Origin of the sequence: Heyndrickxia ginsengihumi (assembly GCF_011008565.1) — a bacterium.
GTDB classification, from domain to species: Bacteria; Bacillota; Bacilli; order Bacillales; family Bacillaceae_C; genus Weizmannia; species Weizmannia ginsengihumi.
In genome coordinates this window covers 24,533-48,413 of the sequence record NZ_JAAIWK010000028.1, presented here as the reverse complement: position 1 = coordinate 48,413, position 23,881 = coordinate 24,533, and the positions used below count along the sequence as shown (strand labels likewise).

At 35.5% G+C, this 23,881-nt stretch carries 19 protein-coding genes; all 19 read left to right on the top strand.

The window, feature by feature from the left end:
• Nucleotides 1–479: 479 nt before the first annotated feature.
• Entirely contained in the window at nt 480–2,150 is a 1,671-nt protein-coding gene (locus tag G4D61_RS14890) for a ribonuclease J (protein ID WP_025727848.1), read from the top strand.
• A gap of 157 nt (nt 2,151–2,307) precedes the next feature.
• On the top strand, nt 2,308–3,042 hold the full coding sequence (locus tag G4D61_RS14885) for a ClpP family protease (RefSeq protein ID WP_025727847.1): 735 nt from the start codon (nt 2,308–2,310) through the stop codon (nt 3,040–3,042).
• Entirely contained in the window at nt 3,039–3,254 is a 216-nt protein-coding gene (locus tag G4D61_RS14880; protein WP_025727846.1) for a YlzJ-like family protein, read from the top strand. Before G4D61_RS14885 ends, G4D61_RS14880 begins: the two co-directional genes overlap by 4 nt.
• Nucleotides 3,255–3,381: 127 nt before the next feature.
• Nucleotides 3,382–5,736, top strand: a complete 2,355-nt coding sequence (locus tag G4D61_RS14875) for an FtsK/SpoIIIE family DNA translocase (protein WP_163174241.1) — start codon at nt 3,382–3,384, stop codon at nt 5,734–5,736.
• Nucleotides 5,737–6,142: 406 nt separating this feature from the next.
• Nucleotides 6,143–7,210 (top strand): BMP family lipoprotein, encoded by a 1,068-nt coding sequence (locus G4D61_RS14870; protein ID WP_025727844.1) that lies wholly within the window; start codon nt 6,143–6,145, stop codon nt 7,208–7,210.
• Nucleotides 7,211–7,415: 205 nt separating this feature from the next.
• Nucleotides 7,416–8,948, top strand: coding sequence for an ABC transporter ATP-binding protein (locus G4D61_RS14865; RefSeq protein ID WP_025727843.1), 1,533 nt, complete (start codon nt 7,416–7,418; stop codon nt 8,946–8,948).
• Nucleotides 8,941–9,984, top strand: coding sequence for an ABC transporter permease (locus G4D61_RS14860; protein WP_025727842.1), 1,044 nt, complete (start codon nt 8,941–8,943; stop codon nt 9,982–9,984). The genes G4D61_RS14865 and G4D61_RS14860 overlap by 8 nt, the downstream gene beginning before the upstream one ends.
• Complete coding sequence (locus tag G4D61_RS14855) at nt 9,985–10,944, top strand: ABC transporter permease (protein WP_025727841.1); 960 nt, start codon at nt 9,985–9,987, stop codon at nt 10,942–10,944. It abuts the gene before it with no gap.
• Nucleotides 10,945–11,274: 330 nt separating this feature from the next.
• Complete coding sequence (yfmF, locus tag G4D61_RS14850) at nt 11,275–12,546, top strand: EF-P 5-aminopentanol modification-associated protein YfmF (RefSeq protein ID WP_035352983.1); 1,272 nt, start codon at nt 11,275–11,277, stop codon at nt 12,544–12,546.
• A gap of 3 nt (nt 12,547–12,549) precedes the next feature.
• Complete coding sequence (gene yfmH, locus G4D61_RS14845) at nt 12,550–13,839, top strand: EF-P 5-aminopentanol modification-associated protein YfmH (RefSeq protein ID WP_025727839.1); 1,290 nt, start codon at nt 12,550–12,552, stop codon at nt 13,837–13,839.
• Between the two features lie 45 nt (nt 13,840–13,884).
• On the top strand, nt 13,885–14,607 hold the full coding sequence (gene ymfI / locus G4D61_RS14840; protein ID WP_025727838.1) for an elongation factor P 5-aminopentanone reductase: 723 nt from the start codon (nt 13,885–13,887) through the stop codon (nt 14,605–14,607).
• Between the two features lie 88 nt (nt 14,608–14,695).
• Nucleotides 14,696–14,953, top strand: a complete 258-nt coding sequence (locus G4D61_RS14835; RefSeq protein WP_025727837.1) for a DUF3243 domain-containing protein — start codon at nt 14,696–14,698, stop codon at nt 14,951–14,953.
• Nucleotides 14,954–15,331: 378 nt separating this feature from the next.
• Nucleotides 15,332–16,132, top strand: coding sequence for a DUF3388 domain-containing protein (locus G4D61_RS14830; protein WP_025727836.1), 801 nt, complete (start codon nt 15,332–15,334; stop codon nt 16,130–16,132).
• Between the two features lie 21 nt (nt 16,133–16,153).
• The gene (locus G4D61_RS14825; protein ID WP_163174239.1) at nt 16,154–17,116 is read left to right on the top strand and encodes a helix-turn-helix domain-containing protein; all 963 of its coding nucleotides are present in this window, start codon (nt 16,154–16,156) and stop codon (nt 17,114–17,116) included.
• Between the two features lie 86 nt (nt 17,117–17,202).
• Nucleotides 17,203–17,781 carry a CDP-diacylglycerol--glycerol-3-phosphate 3-phosphatidyltransferase gene (pgsA, locus tag G4D61_RS14820; protein ID WP_025727834.1) on the top strand — a complete coding sequence of 193 codons (579 nt, stop codon included), beginning with the start codon at nt 17,203–17,205 and terminating at the stop codon, nt 17,779–17,781.
• A gap of 85 nt (nt 17,782–17,866) precedes the next feature.
• Nucleotides 17,867–19,099 carry a competence/damage-inducible protein A gene (locus tag G4D61_RS14815; RefSeq protein WP_025727833.1) on the top strand — a complete coding sequence of 411 codons (1,233 nt, stop codon included), beginning with the start codon at nt 17,867–17,869 and terminating at the stop codon, nt 19,097–19,099.
• Nucleotides 19,100–19,338: 239 nt separating this feature from the next.
• Nucleotides 19,339–20,385: a recombinase RecA gene (gene recA, locus G4D61_RS14810; protein ID WP_025727832.1), complete on the top strand. Its 1,047-nt coding sequence runs from the start codon at nt 19,339–19,341 to the stop codon at nt 20,383–20,385.
• Nucleotides 20,386–21,133: 748 nt separating this feature from the next.
• The gene (gene rny, locus G4D61_RS14805; RefSeq protein ID WP_025727831.1) at nt 21,134–22,696 is read left to right on the top strand and encodes a ribonuclease Y; all 1,563 of its coding nucleotides are present in this window, start codon (nt 21,134–21,136) and stop codon (nt 22,694–22,696) included.
• A gap of 152 nt (nt 22,697–22,848) precedes the next feature.
• Nucleotides 22,849–23,649, top strand: coding sequence for a TIGR00282 family metallophosphoesterase (locus G4D61_RS14800; RefSeq protein ID WP_025727830.1), 801 nt, complete (start codon nt 22,849–22,851; stop codon nt 23,647–23,649).
• Nucleotides 23,650–23,881 lie beyond the last annotated feature (232 nt).

Here is a 23,881-nt window from a genome sequence, read left to right as displayed (position 1 = left end):
GCAGTTTGTTGTCTGAACTAGAACAACAAACTGCCTTTTTTCTGCCTTTGCTAAATCAATTTATATAAAAACGTAAGATTTTCAGTGGCCTCCGTGCAACGCCGAGGAGGCTCAGCATCCGCCTGCGGAAAGCGAGCATCCTGAAGCGAAAATCAATCTTCTTTTGGAAAACAGTCATAAATTATGATATCACTAATTGACCAATTAACCCTATTTCGGTTAAGCTATACATAAGCGAAAGGAACGGAATTTTTGATTTAAATACTCTTAAATCATGATTTGGGACCGGTGTAACAAATAGAACTTAAACAGTTATTACTTTTTTAACGTATCTTCAACATCATGATCAATGAGTTTTTATATAGCAATAAAGAAGAGTGAACGGTTTGTTAAATAGAAAGCTTATTTAAGTTTTAAATAATTGCATAATAACGATTGTTCTACTCTGCCATTTTTTTCAACATGGGAGGAATCGTAATTTGAAAAAGGAAAAAAACGAAACTATCAAAGTCATTCCTTTAGGAGGAGTTGGGGAGGTAGGAAAAAATTTATATGTAGTTGAAGTGGATGATGACATTTTTGTCCTTGATGCAGGGCTCATGTTTCCTGAGGATGAAATGTTAGGTATTGATATTGTTATTCCTGATTTTAAATATTTAGAAGAAAACAAGCATAAAATCCGAGGAATATTTTTAACTCATGGCCATGAAGATGCTATTGGCGCACTTCCATATATGCTAATGAAGTTAAATGTTCCTGTGTATGCAACAAAATTAACGATTGCGCTTGTAAAAGAAAAATTAAAAGAAGTAAAATTAAAAAAATCTATTCAATTTGTTACCATTCATGCAGATACTGTTTTGCATTTTGATTCTGTAGATATTCGCTTTTTTAGAACAACTCACAGTATCCCTGATTCGGTTGGAATTTGCATTCATACTTCAGAAGGAAATATCGTTTATACTGGGGACTTTAAATTTGATCAAGAATTAAAAGGGCCATATCGCTCAGAAATCGGAAAAATGGCCAATATTGGTGATGAAGGTGTTCTTTTCCTTTTGTCTGACAGTACAGAAGCTGAGCATCCTGGTTTGACGATCAGAGAGTCTATTGTGGCAGAAGAAATATCACATGCCTTCTTTGAAGCAAAAGGCAGGATTATTATAGCTAGTTTTGCATTAAACTTAATTCGTATTCAACAAATTTTAAACTCTGCATGTGAAACAAATCGAAAAGTAGCGATTGTAGGTAAATATTTGGAGAGAATATACAAAATTGCAATAAAATTAGGATATTTAACTGCGGAAGCCGATAATCTCATTATCCCGATACATGATATTTCAAAATATGATGATCATGAATTAGTTATTTTGACAACAGGTAGTCAAGGTGAGCCGTTTTTAGTTTTACAAAAAATGGCTAAAAATTCCCATAAATATGTAAACGTAAAAAAAGGGGATACAGTGTTCCTTGCTGTTTCGCCATCTCCGGGATTAGAACTATTTGTAGCAAAAACGGTTGATATGCTTTATCGTGCGGGTGCTACAGTTTTTTCAAGCAAACGAAATATTCACGTGACAGGTCATGGTTGCCAAGAAGATTTAAAATTAATGTTAGGTTTAATGAAACCAAGATATTTTATCCCTGTTCAAGGTGAGTATAGAAGTTTATATACCCATGCAAAGTTAGCACAGCAAGTTGGTATCCCAAAAGAGTCTATCATTATTTCTAGTAATGGCGAGGTTATTGAATATAAGCAAGAAAAACTGACGATTAGCGGACGTGTTCCATCAGGAAATATTTTAGTGGATGGAAGTGGTGTCGGTGATGTTGGAAATATTGTTTTACGAGATCGTCGTCTATTATCGCAGGATGGTATTCTCATTGTAGTCGTTACATTAGATAGACTGCGGAAAACAATCGCAGCGGGACCAGAAGTCATTAGCCGTGGATTTGTGTATGTTCGGGAGTCAGAAAAACTTATTAGCAACTCTGTCAGTCTTGTGAAAGATATTGTTGAGCATAATATGTCTCAAGATTCATTCGATTGGACAAGTATTAAACAAGATATTCGTGATCAATTAAGCTCATATTTATTTGAAAAAACAAAGAGACGTCCGATGATTTTGCCAATCATTATGGAAGTGTGAAAGGTAACGCCGATTTAATATCGGCGTTTTTTATATATCTGTAAGTATTAAATTCCGGTAGAAGTAGATACTAAAATGTAAAGTGACATGTTGTCAGTATGTGAGACAATCAATGATCTGTATATGTTTTATGTAATTATGTAAAGGGGGGCTCATTATGGAAGAGCAGCCATTGCCAAACAAAGATGAACAGAAAGATCAAACATCACCGCTTATTGAAAAGATCCAACAATTAGGTCAAACGAACGTTCCTCAGCTTGCCCAGGATTCTCCAATTCATTGTTTAACGATCGTTGGACAAATTGAAGGACATATGCAATTGCCGCCGCAAAATAAGACAACAAAATATGAGCATTTGATTCCGCAATTAGTTGCAATCGAACAGAATCCAAATATAGAAGGATTGCTTGTTATATTAAATACAGTAGGTGGAGATGTTGAAGCAGGGCTAGCTATTTCTGAAATGCTTGCATCATTATCAAAGCCGACCGTTTCAATTGTGCTAGGCGGTGGACATTCTATCGGTGTTCCAATTGCTGTCTCTTGTACACATTCCTTTATTGCAGAAACAGCAACGATGACAATCCATCCAATTCGACTAACAGGATTAGTGATTGGTGTGCCGCAATCTTTTGAATACCTAGACAAGATGCAAGAAAGGGTTATTAAATTTGTGACACAACATTCTAATGTTGAAGAAGAAACTTTTAAAGATCTTATGTTTGCAAAAGGTAATTTAACCCGCGATATCGGTACAAATATTGTTGGTGCTGAAGCGGTACAATATGGCTTAATAGATGAAGTTGGCGGGATCGGTAAAGCGATGAAAAGGTTAAATGAATTAATCGAAGTTAAAAGAGAAGAACAAAACAAGGGGGGACTCATTCAATGATTTTGCATACGATGATGCCAAAAGAAATGATTTTCCCAACAGATTCACTAGAATTTACGAAGCAAGAAATGATCGCTTATAATGGCGTTCCAATACTGGCTGAACAGGTGGAGCAAGGGTATCGAATTATACGCATTTTAAGTAGCAATCCGAATGACTATCTACAAGCTGAATTGATGCCAGGAACACTATTGAATCATTCCATTGTTTGAAAGAAATTCCTCAATTGGATATTGGTATGCTATAATAGTATAGTAAAAAGTAAAAGCAGCCAGATTTGGCTGCTTTCTTACATAGAGCGAAATTCCAATTGTGTTTTTATATATTGAAGGTGATCATATGGCAAAAAGAAAGCGTAGAAGAAAAAAGAGTACACAACAAATTAAATTGAATATGAAGTTTGAACTTATAGGTATCGTATTTATTGTTTTAAGTATATTTGCGCTTGCCGATATTGGAAAAACTGGAACAACGCTCATTTTATTTTTTCGCTTTTTCTTTGGACAACTATATTGGGTTGCTATTTGGAGTCTTATTGGCTTAGCTGGTTATTTAATGATTAAACGAAGTTGGCCGCAATTTTTCAAACCTCGTTTAATAGGATATTATCTATTGCTTATTAGTATTTTACTATTTTTCCATGTAAATATGATCGCAGTTTTATCTAATCAGCATAAATTGGTCGGCAACAGTGTCATTTTTAATACACTGCGAGTTTGGCATCAAGAAGAACAATTATGGTGGGAAGTAGTACTTGGGCATTCAGTTAAAGTAAATGTATTTTCCTATGATCTAGGCGGGGGAATTATTGGCGCCGTTTTATATGCTGCTTCGCATTTTCTTTTCGATGCCTTAGGTACAAAAATACTTTGTGTTGTTTTAATCATTATTTCCCTCATGCTTCTTACTGGAAAGTCTATCAGTCCTTTTCTAGAAAAAATGAGTATAAAATGCAAACAATTTTTTGAGGACCAGTGGTCAAAGTCAAAAGGCGATTTGTCTGATTGGCGAGCAGAAAAAAGGGAAAAAAAACAATTAAGAAAATCGAAACGTGCTGCTAAAGAAAAACAAGTTCCAATATCAGAAGAACAGCATGAGGATACACAGGAGGAAGTGGTTGCTCCTATTATATCTAGTTTTACTGAACAGTATACGCCTGCTGCAGAAGAACAGCCTGAGCAGTCGAGTAACGATCAAACAATAACTGATACAGTGGAACAAGAGGAGGAGGAAGAAGCTCCGCCAATATTATTTACTGAATATGAGAATGAGGACTACCAACTACCGCCGATTACGCTGTTAAAAAGACCGCGTTCAACAGATCAAAGCAATGAATATAAAGTTATTCATAAAAATGCGGCTAAATTAGAAAGGACTTTCCAAAGCTTTGGAGTAAAAGCCCGAGTAACACAAGTTCATTTAGGACCAGCAGTTACAAAATATGAAGTTCATCCTGATACAGGCGTAAAAGTAAGTAAAATTGTCAGTTTAAGTGATGATATTGCCCTTGCTTTAGCTGCTAAAGATATCCGGATGGAAGCGCCTATTCCTGGAAAATCGGCAATTGGTATTGAAGTGCCAAATTCTGAAGTTGCCGTCGTTTCTTTAAGAGAAGTATTAGAAGGCAAGGAACATGAATCAGCTTCGAAGCTACAGATTGGCTTAGGTAGAGATATTACAGGACAAGCTGTTTCTGCAGAATTGAATAAAATGCCGCATTTACTCGTGGCTGGTGCGACTGGTAGCGGAAAAAGTGTTTGTATAAATGGAATTATTACAAGTATTCTTATGCGTGCAAAACCGCATGAAGTAAAATTGATGATGATTGATCCAAAAATGGTTGAATTAAATGTATATAACGGAGTGCCACATTTATTGGCACCTGTTGTTACAAATCCAAAAAGAGCATCTCAAGCTTTGAAAAAAGTGATCAATGAAATGGAACGTCGTTACGAGCTATTTTCACATACTGGCACAAGGAATATTGAAGGATATAATGAGTATGTGAAAAAGATGAATATTGAAACAGGGGAGAAACAGCCACTGTTACCATATATTGTCGTCATTATTGATGAATTGGCCGATTTAATGATGGTTGCTTCTAGCGATGTTGAAGATTCTATTACAAGACTTTCACAAATGGCGCGGGCTGCTGGTATTCATTTAATTATTGCTACACAGCGTCCATCTGTTGATGTCATCACTGGTGTTATTAAAGCAAATATTCCATCGCGAATTGCTTTTGCTGTTTCATCTTCGACAGACTCGAGAACGATTTTGGATATGGGGGGAGCTGAAAAACTTCTTGGGCGAGGTGATATGCTCTTTCTTCCAGTTGGAGCATCAAAACCAGTCCGTGTTCAAGGGGCTTTCCTTTCAGATGAAGAAGTTGAGGAAGTCGTAAACTTTGTCATTTCCCAACAAAAAGCTCAATATCAGCAAGAAATGATTCCAGATGAAATTCCTGAGACAACAGAAGAAGTTGATGACGAATTATATGATGATGCTGTCGCGTTAATTGCAGAGATGCAAACAGCCTCTGTTTCAATGCTGCAAAGACGGTTCAGAATTGGCTATACGAGGGCAGCAAGGCTTATAGATGCAATGGAAGTAAGAGGCGTTGTTGGTCCATATGAAGGAAGCAAACCTAGGACCGTCTTAATTCCAAAGCAATCAGAGGAACAAAGTTCATAAGTATAAAATAAATAAGGCTTTCTCAAAATATTGTATGAGCACGATAAGATGTAGATTCTAGTCTTTATTGGATAGAAGGAGTGTTTATACAAATATTTTGAGGGTCTTTTTTTTTCCTTGATTCATTTCGTGCTTTCTCAATTCACATATTTTTCAAAATGATCGAGTAGCATAACAAATCGTGTGAAAGTAAATATCAAATTGTACTTAACGTTACCGAAATGTATTCTTTTTTGACATTTAAAAGGAAGAATTACTTTTTTTTTCGACAAAAAATAAAAAATATATTTATTTGCTATTTAAAAAATGATATATTAATTTCGAAAGTAAGAGCATAACTGAATTTTTAGATAAATATAAAATTAGCAAAGTTTTTCTCTTACTAAAAAAACAAGGGGGTACTTAAATGAAGAAACGTAAATTTGGCTTAGCATTAGCAGCTGTTTTAGTAGCTGGTACACTTCTGTCTGCTTGTGGATCAGGTGGTAATAGTTCGAGCACTAATAAAAAGGATAATTTTAGTGTAGCGCTTGTAACAGATGTGGGTGGGATCGATGACCGTTCCTTCAACCAATCGGCTTGGGAAGGTTTACAACAATTCGGTAAAGAAGAGAACTTGAAAAAAGGAAAAAATGGATTTGATTATCTTCAATCACATTCGGATGCAGATTATACAACAAATTTAAATACCGCAGTTCGAAACGGATTCGATTTAGTATATGGTATTGGTTACAATTTAGAACCAGCCATTAAGCAAATTGCGGATCAACGTAAATCTACAAACTTTGCCATTGTTGATGATGTCATTACTGGAAAGAAAAATGTCGCAAGTATTACATTTAAAGAACAAGAAGGTTCATTTCTAGTTGGTGTCGTTGCAGGTTTAACAACAAAATCAAATAAAATTGGCTTTATCGGTGGAACAGATAGTGATTTAATTAACAAATTTGCTGGTGGTTTTCAAGCCGGGGTTAAGGCGGTAAATCCAAAAGCAAAAGTGCAAATTCAATATGTAGGGTCATTTGATGATGCAAGTAAAGGTCAATCCATTGCATCAGCGATGTATAAGTCTGGAACCGATGTTATTTATGCTGCTGCTGGCGGCAGTGGTAAAGGGGTATTTACAGAAGCGAAAAATATTAAGCAAGATGATCCAAGTAAAGATGTTTGGGTAATTGGTGTAGACCGTGACCAAGCAGATGAAGGTAATGTAACAGTAAAAGGTAAAAAATATAACGTTACATTAACATCGATGGTTAAACGTGTTGATAAAGCGGTACTTGATTTATCTAAGAAAGCAAAAGATGGAAAATTCCCTGGCGGCAAAACGATAGAATATGGTTTGAAAGAAAATGGTGTTGGAATTGCACCTACACAGGATAATCTAACTCCAAAAGTTAAAAAAGCAGTAGATGAATGGAAACAAAAAATCATTAACGGCGATGTGAAAATCCCCGTTAAGCCAACAAAATAAATGATTTATTGTAATACGGGACTGGTTGTTATAACTGGTCCCGTATTAAAAATTGTGGCTAATCAATTCTTAATAAAGTCCATAAAAAGGCACTGCACACTAGGCTATAAGTCCTCGTATTTAAAACTGTTTAAGAAAAAGAGATGTCCCACTATCATTTTATTTCACACAAATTTACTATGAACATTTAAGGAGTGAATAAAGGGTGGATTATGTAATCGAGATGTTAAATATCCGCAAAGAATTTCCTGGAATTGTTGCGAACGACAATGTCACCCTGCAATTAAAAAAGGGAGAAATCCATGCCTTACTTGGCGAAAATGGTGCTGGCAAATCAACGTTAATGAATGTACTATTTGGACTCTATCAGCCCGAGCAAGGAGAAATTCGTGTAAAAGGTAAGCCAGTGAACATTACAAATCCTAACATTGCGAACGATTTGGGAATTGGAATGGTCCATCAACATTTTATGTTAATTGATAAATTTACAGTTACGGAAAATATTATTCTAGGTGAAGAACCGAAGAAAGGTGTAGCAATTAATATTAAAGCTGCGGAAGAAACCGTAAAAGAAATCTCGGAAAAATATGGACTTGCCGTTGATCCAAGATCAAAAATCTCAGATATTTCAATTGGAATGCAACAAAGAGTTGAAATTTTAAAGACATTGTACCGTGGTGCAGATATTATTATCTTTGATGAACCAACTGCAGTTTTAACACCACAAGAGATTAGAGAACTGATTCAAATTATGAAAACGTTGATTAAGGAAGGAAAATCGATCATCTTAATCACTCATAAGTTAAAAGAAATTATGGAAGTGTGTGATCGTGTAACGGTAATACGTAAAGGAGAAGGAATCGGTACGTTAAATGTAAAAGATACAAATACACATGAATTGGCTAATTTAATGGTTGGAAGAGAAGTGGTATTTACAACTGAAAAGGGACCTGCTAATCCTAAAGATCCTGTGCTAGAGATCAAGGATTTAGCAGTTAATAGTTCTCGAGGTGTGCAAGCAATTAAACATTTAAATTTAAATGTCCGTTCCGGTGAAATCGTTGGGATTGCTGGTGTAGATGGTAATGGACAATCAGAGTTAATCGAAGCAATTACAGGTCTAAGAAAAACGGAAAATGGTTCAATCAGACTAAATGGAAAAGAAATTCAAAACTTAAAGCCGCGAAAAGTTACTGAATCTGGAATTGGACATATTCCTGAAGATCGTCATAAGCATGGTCTAGTCCTCGATTACTCAATTGGAGAAAATATTGTACTACAAACGTATTATAAAAAACCAATCTCTAAACATGGAGTTTTAAATTACAAATCGATTTATAAAAAGGCAAAAGAAATCATTTCTATTTTTGACGTTAGAACACCTAGTGAATATACGAAAGCAAGATCTTTATCTGGTGGGAATCAGCAGAAAGCAATTATTGGAAGAGAAATTGACAGAAACCCCGATCTTTTAATTGCTGCGCAGCCGACACGGGGGCTAGATGTTGGAGCCATAGAATTTATTCATAAACGCTTAATAGAACAAAGAGATCGCGGTAAAGCAGTTTTGCTCGTATCGTTTGAGCTAGATGAAATTTTAAATGTCAGTGATCGAATTGCAGTCATTTATGAAGGACAAATTATTGATATTGTTGATGCAAGCCAAACGACAGAGCAAGAATTGGGACTTCTAATGGCTGGATCCAAGAAAAAAGTAGGTGAACAAATTAATGTCTAATCGAATGATGAATATTCTGATTCCTGTGATTTCGGTTTTATTAGGACTTATTGCTGGTGCAATTATTATGTTGATCAGCGGCTATAATCCAATTGCAGGGTATTTAGCACTATGGAATGGAGCATTTGGGCAAACATTTTATATTGGTGAAACGATTCGACTCGCGACTCCATATATTTTTACTGGATTGGCGATTGCTTTTGCCTTTCGTACCGGACTCTTTAATATTGGAGCGGAAGGTCAATTAATTGTAGGATGGATTGCAGCTGTTTGGGTTGGACTTGCTTTTGATTTGCCTAAGATTATTCATTTACCTTTGGCGATTATCGTAGCAGCTATCGCGGGAGCAGTATGGGGATTCGTTCCTGGATTCCTAAAAGCGAGACTGCGGGTTCATGAAGTAATTGTGACGATTATGATGAATTACATAGCATTGTATATATCAAACTATTTAATTCGAAATGTATTGTCAAAACAGCAAGATACGACACCACATATTCACAAATCGGCTTCATTAGCATCGCCGTTTTTCCAAAAAATCACAGATTATTCTACAATGCATAATGGGATCTATCTTGCTATTATTGCAGCTATTGTCATGTGGTTTATCATTGATAAAACAACTCTTGGTTTTGAGTTGAAAGCTGTTGGGTATAATCAGAATGCTTCTGAATATGCAGGTATGAATGTAAATCGAAACATTATTCTATCGATGGTTATTTCTGGAGCTTTTGCAGGTCTTGGCGGGGCAATGGAGGGGTTGGGGAATTTTGGATATGCCTACTTACAATCTTCCTTCTCTGGAATAGGTTTTGATGGAATTGCTGTTGCATTATTAGGTGGAAATACTGCATTAGGCGTTGTGATTGCAGCAGTCCTTTTTGGGGCGCTTAAAATAGGCGCTTTAAACATGCCTGTTGAAACCGGTGTACCAAACGAGCTAGTTGATATTGTCATTTCATTAATTATTTTCTTTGTTGCTTCAAGTTATATCATTAAATGGGGTATTCAACGTTTTAAAAAGGAGGTGAAGTAAGTGGATTTTATGACGGCATTAGAAATTATTATATCAGCATCTTTATTATCAGCGGCACCACTTATTTTCACTGCTTTAGGTGGTGTATTTTCAGAACGATCTGGTGTTGTAAATATTGGGTTAGAAGGTTTAATGATTATAGGTGCTTTTACATCTATTGTTTTTAATTTAACTTTTTCTAAGACTTTAGGCGCTTGGACACCGTGGATTGCTTTAGTTGTTGCTATGCTTGTATCAGGTATTTTCGCCTTAATTCATGCACTAGCAACTATATCATTTCGGGCAGATCAAACTGTGAGTGGTATCGCGATCAACTTCCTTGCTCTCGGCTTAGCCATGTTTCTAATAAAAAAAATATATGGAAAAGGTCAGACTGATACAATTACAGAATATTTTAGACAAGTCAATATTCCAGGATTAAGTCATATTCCAATTATCGGTCCGTTATTATTTAAGGGTATCACATATCCATCTTATTTAGCGTTAATTGTTGCTTTTATTGTATGGTATATTCTTTTTAAAACTCCATTTGGTTTACGCCTTCGCGCTGTTGGTGAACATCCGATGGCAGCAGATACAATGGGAATCAATGTAATAAAAATGCGCTATATGGCTGTTTTTCTTTCTGGAATTTTCGGTGGAATTGGTGGAGCGATTTATGCGCAATCGATTACTTTAAATTTTAGTCAGTCAACAATTTCTGGACAAGGTTATATGGCTTTAGCTGCTATGATTTTTGGAAAATGGAATCCTTTAGGAGCAATGGGAGCAGCTCTGTTCTTCGGATTTGCCCAGAGCTTAAGTATTATTGGAAATAGTATTCCGTATTTAAAAGATATTCCAAGTGTATTCCTGTTAATTGCTCCTTACGTTTTAACTATTTTAGCTCTTGCAGGTTTCATTGGACGCGCGGATGCACCAAAAGCTTCTGGAATTCCATATATAAAAGGGGAAAGATAAGCATTCAACTTTCATATAATAAGTAAGAAAAGGTTCGGACATAGTACCGGGCCTTTTTTTTAACGCTCTTTTTTTATAAGATAAGTAAACTGTTTATAAAAATGATGATTGGAGCGAGACTTCTAAGGGGAAAGCAGAGCAACCTGGAGCGAAAATCAATTCCTCTTTTATGAAAAAGCGTGTAAGTTGACAAAGCCTTCTAAACAAGAACTTGAAAGAATAGAAAGGTTAATACTTGTAGAGACTAGTTCTAAAAATGTATAGTTAAATTATCTGTACACATTAATTGTAAAAAATGAATGACGATGGCTTTAAATAAGGAGGATTATAATGACAGTTGCCAAAGAAACCGTCAAACAAATGGATGGTTATAAGTTACATACCATTAAAACGAATAAGTTTAAAACGAATACAATTGTATTTAAAATGAAAGCTCCTTTATCAGAAGAGACTGTAACCTTTCGGGCACTTCTGCCGCATGTTTTGCAAAGTAGCACGAAACAATATGATACGACAACAAAATTGAGAACTTATTTAGATGACTTATATGGTGCAAGCTTTTATGTGGATTTAGCGAAAAAAGGAGAATACCACGTTATTTCTTTTACAGTTGAAATCGCAAATGAAAAATTTTTGCAAGATTCTACTCCATTATTGCAAAAAGGCATAGATTTCTTAACAGAAGTATTATTGAATCCAAATGTAGATCAAGATCAATTTGATTCAGCTACTGTAGAGAAAGAAAAAAGAGTGTTGAAACAAAGGATACAATCTATTTACGATGATAAAATGCGCTATGCGAGCATGCGGCTTGTTGAGGAAATGTGCAAAGCAGAGCCGTATGCATTACAGGCTAATGGAATGGTAGAAAAAGTTGATGAAATTACTGAAAAATCCCTTTATGAATATTTTCAACATGCTTTAAAAGAAGATGAATTAGATCTCTTTATAACTGGTGATGTTGATGAGAACCAACTTATCTCTGCTTGTAAAGAACTTACATTTACAACACGTACTCCGCAAAAAGCTGAGGGAACGATCGAACATCAAGTAGACCAAGTGAAAGAGATAAAAGAGCAACAAGATGTTAAACAAGGAAAATTAAATATCGGCTATCGGACAAATATTCAATTTGGTCATCCAGATTATTTTGCTTTACAGTTATTTAATGGCATATTTGGTGGCTTCTCACACTCGAAACTATTTATTAATGTTCGTGAAAAAGCTAGCTTGGCTTATTATGTGGCAAGTCAGCTTGAAAGTCATAAAGGATTAATGATGGTGATGAGCGGAATTGAATCACAAAACTTTGATCAAGCAGTAAACATTATTGACAAACAATTTGAAGCAATGAAGAATGGTGAATTTTCCGATCAAGAAATAGACCAAACGAAAGCGGTTATTCGAAACCAATTATTAGAAACAGCTGATACTTCACGAGGGTTAGTTGAAATCTTATATCACAATGTAATAGCAAATGAGCAAATTCAAGTAGAAGATTGGATCAATCAAATTGATCGTGTTACGAAAAATGATGTTGTGAACATCGCTTCCAAAATTGAAAAAGATACTGTTTACTTTTTATCTGGATTGGAGGGATAATGGATGGAAAAGAAAACTTTTGACCAATTAAATGAGACATTGTATTACGAAAAACTTGCTAATGGTTTGCAAGTATACATCTTGCCAAAAGAAGGCTTCAATAAAACATTCGTAACGTTTACGACGAAATATGGTTCCATTGACAATGAATTTGTCCCGTTAGAAAAAAATGATTATTTGCACGTACCAGATGGTATTGCCCACTTTTTAGAACATAAAATGTTTGAAAAAGAAGACGGCGATGTATTCCAACAATTTAGTAAACAAGGTGCATCCGCTAACGCATTTACAAGCTTTAATCGTACGGCCTATTTATTTTCAAGTACGGATCATGTTGAAAAGAATTTAGAAACTTTAATTGATATGGTGCAAAGCCCATATTTCACTGAGAAAACGGTTGAGAAGGAGAAGGGGATTATTGGTCAAGAAATTACAATGTATAATGATAATCCTGATTGGCGTTTATACTATGGCTTGATTGAAAACATGTATCATAACCATCCAGTAAAAATTGATATTGCAGGAACGATTGAATCAATTGCCCCTATTACAGATCAACTTTTATATGAATGCTATAATACTTTTTATCATCCAAGTAATATGCTTTTATTTATAGTTGGACCTGTCGATCCAGAAAAGATGCTGCAATTGATTCGGGATAATCAAAATCGTAAAGATTATCAAAATCAGCCGGAAATTAAACGGAAATTCCCTTCAGAGCCAGCAACTGTAGCGAAAAAGAAGCATAGTCTGCAAATGAATGTACAGCTTCCAAAATGTCTCGTCGGGGTGAAAGGTTTAAATGTTAATCAAAGCGGAAATGATATGTTAAAAAGTGAACTGACGATTAATATATTACTTGATCTATTGTTTGGCCGTAGTTCTGAACCATATGCCGAAATGTATAACGAAGGACTGATTGATCCTACTTTTTCATATGATTATACGCAAGAAAATGGATTTGGCTTCGCAATGATTGGGGGAGATACAGAGCATCCTGATCAATTAGCTGAACGTTTACACGACATTATGTTTGCGGCTAAAGAAAATGGAAACTATTTAGATGCAGCCTCTTTAGAGCGTGTGAAAAAGAAAAAAATTGGGGCGTTTTTAAGGCAATTAAATTCACCTGAATTTATTGCCAATCAATTTACAAGATATTCTTTTAACGAAATGAATCTTTTTGATGTTGTTCCGACAATTGAAAAAATCCAATTTGAAGATGTTAAAAAGGCGGCACAACAATTTTTTGAGGAAGAACGATTTACGACTTTTCAAGTATTACCGAAATAAAACTCGAGTCTTCTCGAGTTTTTTTGTTAGTGGAGGGGAATTAAAATGAAAAAATTTGCTCTCATTACGGGTGCAAGTGGAGGCATTGGCAAAGAAACAGCCAAAGTGTTAGCAGCGGAAGGCTGGAATTTATATGTCCATTATTACAGAAATAAAGATGGGATTATTCAATTAATAAAGGAATTATCTCAATACCCAATTGAAATTATTCCAATTCAAGCTAATTTGATGACAAAGCAAGGAATATCAGAATTAGTGAATAATATTTTTCATTTAGATGCGATTTGTTATACAAGCGGAACATCACATTATGGCTTATTGCTCGATACTGAGGAACAAACGATGGATGAAATGTATCAAATTCATGTAAAAGCGCCAATGATGTTGTCGAAGTTATTATTGCCTAAGCTTACACAAAATAAAGTATCCTATATTGTTGTCGTTAGCTCAATTTGGGGACAAACTGGGGCTGCGTGTGAGGTTGTTTATTCTGCAATGAAAGGTGCACAAATTTCATTTGTTAAAGCATTAAGTAAGGAAATGGCCCGTAGCGGAGTATTAATCAATGCAGTTGCTCCAGGGGCAGTTGATACAAATATGCTGCAATTATTTACTGCGGAGGAAATTGCTGATCTAAAAGATGAGATTCCAATTGGACGCATCGCTTCTCCAAAAGAAGTAGCAGGAACAATTGCATATCTTTTATCAGAAAGAGCCAGCTACATAACAGGACAGACCATTTCTATTAATGGTGCTTGGTACACATAAAATACCAAAAACTACTATTTTACATATGTATAACCTCCTAGGTCGTGAAGCAAAATAAGATCGTACGATTTTAAAGGAGGTTCCAATCATGAGTGTTTTAGAAAACTGGGATCAATGGAAAAACTTTCTAGGTGACCGTTTACATCAGGCTAAAGATCAAGGTATGTCTCAAGATTCAATTACAAGTTTAGCATCGGAAGTTGGGGATTACCTAGCTGATCACGTTGATCCAAAAAATGAGCAACAACGTGTTTTATCTGATTTATGGTCAGTTGCTTCTGAAGAAGAGCAAAAAGCAATTGCAAGTGTTATGGTAAAACTTGTTCAAAATAATGGAACAAAGTAATGTAAAGAAAGGTATATCACGAACGTGATGTACCTTTTTTATATAGATTTAGGAGTCCTTTTTTTAAAAAATAGAATCACTTATGGAATATGATTAAAGTGCAAGAGTGAACTTTTTATTTTTTATGCCTTTGTTCCAAGGTTTCCCTTTCATATTATAATAAAATCATTTATCATATATTCTAGATGTTAATTTTAGGGCTCTTTTCTAAAAGATTGTTGTTTAAATAGGTCATTTTTCATTTAAACGGTTAATAAAGAAGTTGACTAGAAAGTGGAAGGTGCAAAACTCCTACGGGTAAGTGAATCCCTGAAGCTGAAATTAACGAACCTTTTTTTAAATAGCCTAATTAAGTATTCCTTTTATTGGAGGACTATGATGGACAGGAAAGAATGGTATTTAGAATATGAAATTAAAATTAACCGTCCAGGCCTTTTAGGAGATATATCATCATTATTGGGAATGTTAGCCATTAATATTATTAGCATTAATGGGGTTGATAATAGAAAACGCGGGTTACTTCTTTTAGTAAAAAATGAAGAACAAATCGGCCGTTTGGAATCCATTTTGCGTACAATGGAAACAATACAAGTAACGAAAATTAGAGAATCTAATTTACGTGATAAACTAGCTGTTCGTCACGGCCGATATATTCAGCGTGATCATGATGATAAAAAGACATTTCGATTTGTTCGCGACGACTTAGGAATTCTTGTTGATTTTATGGCCGAGCATTTTAAACAAGTTGGGCACAAGCTAATCGGAATTCGTGGAATGCCGCGTGTTGGAAAAACTGAATCGATTGTGGCGGCTAGTGTATGTGCGAATAAAAAATGGATCTTTGTTTCGTCTACAATGATTAAACAAACCGTTCGCAGTCAATTAATTGACGATGAATATAGTGAAAATAATATTTTTATCTTAGATGGAGTAGTTTCAACGGAGAGAGCAAATGAAAGACATTGGCAGCTTGTTCGCGAAATTATGCGTATACCGGCTGTAAAAGTAGTTGAACATCCCGATATTTTTGTACAGAATTCGGAATACTCATTGGATGATTTTGATTACATTATAGAATTACGTGAAGATCCTACACAAGAAATTACATACGATCTGCTCAAAAAAAACCGCATGTTTGACGAAGGTGGTTTTGGAGCATTTGGAGGATTCGATTATTAAATTGGCAGGTGTGTTATAACTATGACAGAATTAGGAAATCGCTTAAAAGAAGCGAGAAAGGCAAAAGGGATAAGCTTAGAGGATTTGCAAAATATCACTAAAATCCAAAAGCGGTACTTAAAAGGGATTGAAGAAGGAAATTATGATTCTATGCCTGGCGCATTTTATGTTCGCGCATTTATCAAACAATATGCTGAGGCTGTTGGAATCGATGCTAATGAACTTTTAGAAGAGTATAAAACAGAAGTCCCTAATGCTGCTGTAGAAGAAATTCCTGAACAAATGAAGCAAATTTCACGAGCACAACCGTATCATCATAGATCTGCTGCTCCTAGATCCACTCAGCGATCGGTACATAAATCGGTTGCGCCTAATACTACAAAAGTGATGAATATTTTACCAAAAGTCATCATCGTTGCTATAATTGTTTTAGTATTGTTTTTAATTTGGTTTGCGATTGCAACATTAGCAGGCAAACATAATACTGACAAATTAAATAGCCAACAATCAGATAATGTTAATATTCAGGAATCTCCTAAAGTGAAGTCAAATAATGCTGTTCAAGATAAAAACAAGGCAAAAAAGGAAAAAAATAGTCAAACATCAACAGCTACTAAGAAAAAACAAAAAGATACGAATAAAACTGATAATACAAAGCAAAGTTTGAAAGTAGTTTCAACAAGCGGTTATAATTCTACTTACAAGCTAACAAATACTGATCAATTTAAAGTAAAGCTTATCGCCAAAGGCGGACAAACCTGGATTCAAGTGAAAAATAGTGATGGTTCATCGCAATTCCAAGGTTTATTGAAAGATGGTGACAGTAAAACATTTGATTTGACAACACAAAATGAAGCAGTGTTTGTCATCGGCAATACTGTGAATACGAAAATGTACGTCAATAATAAAAAACTATCCTATACTATTTCACCATCATCTGAAGTGCGCCAAAATGTGACGATTCAATTCAAGCCTTCAAAATAGTATGAGGCATGAAATCAGTGGAGGTTTGTTTTTTCTCCACTGATATTCATTTTTTTGAAAATTATTGTAAGTTGGAGGAAAGTTCTGTGAATTTACCTAATAAAATTACAGTGTCAAGAGTATGTTTAATACCGATTTTTTTAATTATTATGTCTGTTCCTTTTCATTGGGGAACTATCCACGTCCTAGGTGCGAATATTCCGGTGACACATTTAGTTGGAACAATTATTTTTTTAGTGGCTTCTTTAACAGATTGGATAGATGGACATTTTGCTAGAAAATTAAATCTCGTTACCAATTTTGGAAAGTTTTTAGATCCACTTGCAGATAAATTACTTGTCTCTACGGCTTTTATTCTATTAGTCGGTTTGCATTTAGCATCTGCATGGATTGTTATTATCATCATTAGCCGTGAATTTGCTGTTACAGGCTTAAGATTAATTTTAGCAAATGAAGGTGAAGTTGTTGCAGCAAATATGCTCGGCAAAATCAAAACTTGGACACAGATGGTTGCAATTATTTTGTTATTATTGCATAATTTCCCATTTGCCGGACTACATTTTCCGCTGGATCAAATCATGCTATGGATATCTTTAGTGTTCACAGTTTGGTCTGGTATTGATTATTTTTATTTGAATCGTAAAGTATTTGCTAATTCGAAATAAGTCGTTATTTCAGTGAAAGTGTAATCTTTCACTGTTTTTTTAAATGCAATATTTGTCGATAATACATAACGAGGAGGAATAAAGTATGAATGCTGAAATTATTGCAGTAGGTTCTGAATTACTACTGGGTCAAATTCTTAACACAAATGCCAAATTTTTATCAGAACATTTAGCAGAAATTGGTGTAAATGTTTTTTATCAAACAGTTGTTGGAGACAATCCAAATCGTTTGAAACAAAGTATAGAAGTGGCTGAAACACGTGCAGATTTGATCATTTTTACTGGTGGATTAGGGCCTACAAAAGATGATTTAACAAAAGAAACAATTGCCAATCATATTGGTAAGCAGTTAGTTCAAGATGATGAAGCAATGGAATCAATTGAACAATACTTTATTCGCACCAAACGTCATATGACAGAAAATAATAAAAAGCAAGCTCTAGTATTGGAAGGGGCAAAAGTATTACCGAATGATCATGGTATGGCCCCTGGAATGTTTTTGAGAAGCGGAAACCATTTCTACATGTTGATGCCAGGGCCTCCATATGAAATGGAGCCTATGTTTCTTAATTATGGCAAACAGGCTATTCTCGATGAATTAGATACGGTGGAAAAAATTGAATCGCGTGTGCTACGCTTCTTTGGAATTGGGGAATCAAAGCTAGAAACAGATATTCAGCATATTATTGATGGGCAGACAAATCCAACGGTCGCACCGCTCGCAAAAGAAGGCGAAGTAACGCTACGTCTTACAGCGAAACATCCATCTGTTGAAGAAGCTCGTACACTCCTTGATCAAAAAGAAAAAGAAATTCTTGACATTGTTGGTGATTATTTTTATGGATATGATGAGACATCTCTAATGGAAGCATTAGTTGGAAAATTAGCAGAGAATAAACAGTCTATTGCTTGCGCAGAAAGTTTAACGGCAGGAATGTTTCAATCTGACATGGCTGCTATTCAAGGTGTCAGTCAAATGTTAAAGGGTGGCATTGTTTGTTATTCAAATGAAGCGAAGGAAAAATTGGTTCAAGTAAAAAAAGAAACACTTGAACAATACGGCGCTGTTAGTAAAGAATGTGCTAAAGAGCTGGCTGAAAATATTCGCGAATTGTTAAGTGCAGATATCGGTATCAGTTTCACAGGTGTAGCAGGACCAGATTCACTTGAAGGGAAGCCGCCTGGAACTGTGTGGATTGGAATTGCAATAAAAGGAAAGCCAACAAAATCTTATTTGTTAGAATTAGCAAGTTCTAGAAATGGAAATCGTCGTCGGGCAGTTAACTATGGATGCTATTACTTGTTAAAACAGCTATAGAAAAATTTCCTGAATGGATTTTGCTATAGTGACTAGTAACCAAAAAACAATTTTTACTTGTTAATATGTTTAAAAATCCTTTTTTCTCTTAAGAAAGAAGGATTTTTTTCATAAAAAGTTAGAAGAAAATAATCGAATAAACGTTCGTTTTTTTGCTTGGCAAATGATATAAAAACAGTTATAGTATTATATAGGTTCATTACTTAGTAGAGTACGTGATGACTAAAGGAGGAAACTTAGTGAATGATCGTCAACAAGCCTTAGATATGGCTCTTAAACAAATAGAGAAGCAGTTCGGAAAAGGTTCCATTATGAAATTGGGAGAACAAAGTGATCGAGTCGTTTCAACGATATCAAGTGGCTCGCTTGCACTTGATATTGCGTTAGGCGTTGGTGGATATCCACGCGGACGTGTTATTGAAATATATGGTCCTGAAAGTTCAGGTAAAACAACGGTTGCGTTGCATGCCATCGCTGAAGTACAAGCAATGGGTGGGCAAGCGGCTTTCATTGATGCTGAGCATGCTCTTGATCCAGTATATTCCCAAAAACTTGGCGTAAATATTGATGAACTTTTATTGTCTCAGCCAGATACTGGGGAACAAGCGCTTGAAATTGCAGAGGCACTTGTAAGAAGTGGTGCTGTTGATATTATCGTTATTGACTCTGTTGCTGCACTTGTGCCAAAAGCTGAAATTGAAGGTGAGATGGGAGATTCACACGTTGGTTTGCAGGCACGTTTGATGTCGCAGGCACTTCGTAAACTATCAGGTGTCATAAATAAATCAAATACGATTGCTATTTTTATCAACCAAATTCGTGAAAAAGTAGGAGTCATGTTTGGAAATCCTGAAACAACACCAGGTGGTAGAGCATTGAAATTCTATTCTTCTGTTCGTCTTGAAGTCCGTCGAGCTGAACAACTTAAACAAGGTAACGATATTGTTGGTAATAAAACAAAAATTAAAGTTGTTAAAAATAAAGTTGCTCCACCATTCAGAACAGCTGAAGTAGATATTATGTATGGCGAAGGGATTTCAAAAGAAGGCGAAATTATCGACATGGCAAGCGATTTAGATATCGTTCAAAAAAGTGGTTCATGGTATTCATATAATGAGGAAAGATTAGGCCAGGGCCGTGAAAATGCTAAGTTATTTTTGAAAGAAAATCCAGATCTTCGCAATGAAATTAGTGTTAAAATTCGAGAACACTATGGTTTGACAGGAGATCAAACAGCAGCGGGAAATGAAGCGGAAGAAGAACAAGAAAGCTTTGATCTTGAATAATTAGTAGATTAGGTACCTTATGTTTTTTAGCATAAAGGTACTTTTTTTGTCAATGAACTTATTTATCTTCAAAGCTTAATAAATATCTTTAAGCTTTGATGAATGCCCATAATATAAGTGAAGCGGGGACAAATTTCAAAAGTGGTTAGCTAAAGACGAACAGTGCACAAATCAGCTCCGGAAATATACGTAGAGCGCTGCGGGAGGTTTGCAACTGTCCGCGGAAAGCGAAGGATATTTCCAGAGCGGGATTGGAGCGCAATATTTGGGATTTCTGTAGTTCATATACTCTTTTGTCCCAGTCTCATCACGATTTTTGTCAAAGCTCAACAACATGCTTGTACTTTTGTTTTGGGAATAAACAGCTCAACAACTGCACTCCCCTTGACAATAAATATTCGCACCTTTAAAATTAATATGTATATTTTATTTTCTAAAGATGAAATGTTTTCCGCATGTAAGGGCTTTTCCATTATTCCGAGTGGATAAGTTTTCCATGTCGGTAGCTGGACTTCGTAATAAACGGTCTATTTTTAATTTGTTATAAGTTTATTGCTAAGGAAGATTGCTACTTTTTGGAGATTATGCGAGATGGTTTGAAATCCCTATTAGCTGGGAAAAGTACAGACCCTGAAAAAGGGAAGTTTCACTTTATTGGCCTAGTGCTGTATATTGAAACAATTGTAACAATGTCACAACCGACATGTAGTAACATGAAACAAGTTCATAGCAAGAGGAGGTGAAAATGATGGAGCCTATTATTTGGATCATCTCCCTTTTGCTTGTCCTTATCGTCGGTGTAGTTGTTGGCTATTTCATCCGTAGGTCAATCTTTGAAGCGAAAGTAACAGCAGCCAAAAATGTATCTGATCAAATTATTGATGACGCTAAACGCGAGGCAGATAGATTAAAGAAAGAAGCGCTGTTAGAAGCTAAGGATGAAAATCATAAACTTCGTACTGATATGGAACGGGAACTTCGTGAACGAAGAAATGAATTGCAAAAACAAGAAAATCGCTTATTGCAAAAAGAAGAGAACCTTGATCGTAAGGACGAAAGTCTGGACAAGCGTGATGCAGTGCTTGACAAGAAAGAGGAATCTCTAAATCAAAGACAACAACATATTGAAGAGATGGAAAGCAAATTGGAGGAGATGGTTAAGAAACAAGAATTTGAACTAGAAAGAATTTCTGGATTAAATCGCGATCAAGCTAAGGCAATCATCATTGAAAAACTTGAAAATGAATTATCACATGAGTTGGCAATAATGGTGAAGGAAAGTGAAAATCGTGCAAAAGAAGAAGCCGATAAGAAAGCAAAAAACATTCTATCATTGGCAATTCAAAGATGTGCTGCAGAGCATGTTGCTGAAACAACAGTTTCAGTCGTTAACTTGCCAAATGATGAAATGAAAGGGAGAATTATTGGCCGTGAAGGTCGAAATATTCGCACGTTAGAAACTTTAACGGGTATTGACCTTATTATTGACGACACTCCTGAAGCTGTCATACTTTCTGGATTTGACCCAGTACGACGCGAAACAGCCAGAATTGCATTAGAAAAACTAGTTCAAGACGGACGTATTCATCCAGCTCGTATTGAAGAAATGGTTGATAAAGCAAGAAGAGAAGTGGATGAATATATTCGTGAAGTTGGTGAACAAACAACATTTGAAGTTGGTGTTCACGGTCTCCATCCTGATTTAATTAAGATTCTAGGACGGCTTAAATTCCGTACAAGTTATGGACAAAACGTTCTAAAACATTCAATCGAAGTTGCTTTTCTCTCCGGCTTGTTAGCTGCAGAACTCGGTGAAGATGAGATACTTGCTCGTCGCGCTGGTTTATTGCACGATATTGGCAAAGCTGTTGATCACGAGGTTGAGGGCAGTCACGTTGAAATTGGAATCGATTTAGCAAAAAAATATAAAGAGCACCCTGTAGTGATTAACAGTATTGCTTCACATCATGGTGATACTGAGCCTACATCTATTATTGCCGTCTTAGTTGCGGCAGCCGATGCATTATCAGCTGCAAGACCTGGTGCACGTAGTGAAACACTTGAACATTATATTCGCAGACTTGAAAAATTAGAAGATATTGCCGAATCATATGAAGGTGTTGAAAAATCATTTGCTATTCAAGCTGGTAGGGAAGTACGTATAATGGTTAAGCCTGATCAAATTAATGATCTGGAAGCACATCGGTTAGCACGGGATATTCGCAAAAGAATCGAAAGTGAGTTAGATTATCCTGGTCATATTAAAGTCACAGTCATTCGTGAAACAAGGGCTGTTGAATATGCAAAATAAGTGGTGATTCAATCACCACTTATTTTTTTGACTTTATATCGATTAAAAAGAATTTTCGTTAAAATGTCTATAAAATCTTAGATAGCATTAGAATTAAGCGAATGGCTAATGTTATAATAAAACTATCAATATTTAATTAGAAAGGGATTTTCATGAAAATTTTATTTGTAGGAGATGTTGTTGGATCTCCTGGACGTGAGATGGTTAAAGAATATTTACCGAAGCTAAAGTTGAAATATAGACCACAATTAACCATCGTTAATGGTGAAAATGCTGCTGCTGGAAGAGGGATCACTCAAAAAATCTATCGAGAATTTTTAGATGCTGGGGCAAATGCAATTACGTTAGGAAACCACACTTGGGATAATAAAGAGATTTTTGATTTTATAGATGATGCTAAATACATGATTAGGCCTGCAAACTTTCCGGATGGTACACCAGGTAAAGGGCTTATCTTTTTGAAAATCGAGGGTCTTGAGATTGCTATCATAAATCTACAAGGTCGAACATTTATGAATGCAATCGATGATCCATTTAAAAAAGCTGAAGAATTAGTAAAGAAAGCAAAGTCAAAAACAAATATCATTTTTGTAGACTTCCATGCTGAAACAACGAGTGAAAAACAAGCAATGGGATGGTATTTGGATGGGAAAATATCTGCGCTTGTTGGTACACATACACATGTACAGACAGCGGATTGTCGGATATTGCCAAATGGTACGGCTTATATGACAGATGTAGGGATGACAGGACCATATGATGCCATTTTAGGGATGGAGAAAGATGCTGTTATTAAAAAGTTTCTCACTTCATTACCAGTACGGTTTGAAGTTCCAAAATCAGGAAGAAAAATTTTAAGTGCTTGTATCATTGATATTCACAATAAAACTGGCAAAGCAACAAGCATTCAAAATATATTAATTAATGATGATCACCCGTTTATTTCCGAATAAACGGGTTTTTTTATGTCCTCTTTGTACAAAAGTCATCGTGAATTTTTAAATAGCTGGAATACATTTCTTTTTTTCAGAATATAGTAGCAGTGGAATGATTTATACCGCAGCTAAAGGCAGTAAATCCTTTCATAAAGCGGCATTTCAATTCTATTTTAAAGGGCCAATGATTAAAGGAAGAGGAGAGTATGCTTCGCTACTATTAAAAATGAATATCATATGGTCCCTCTGA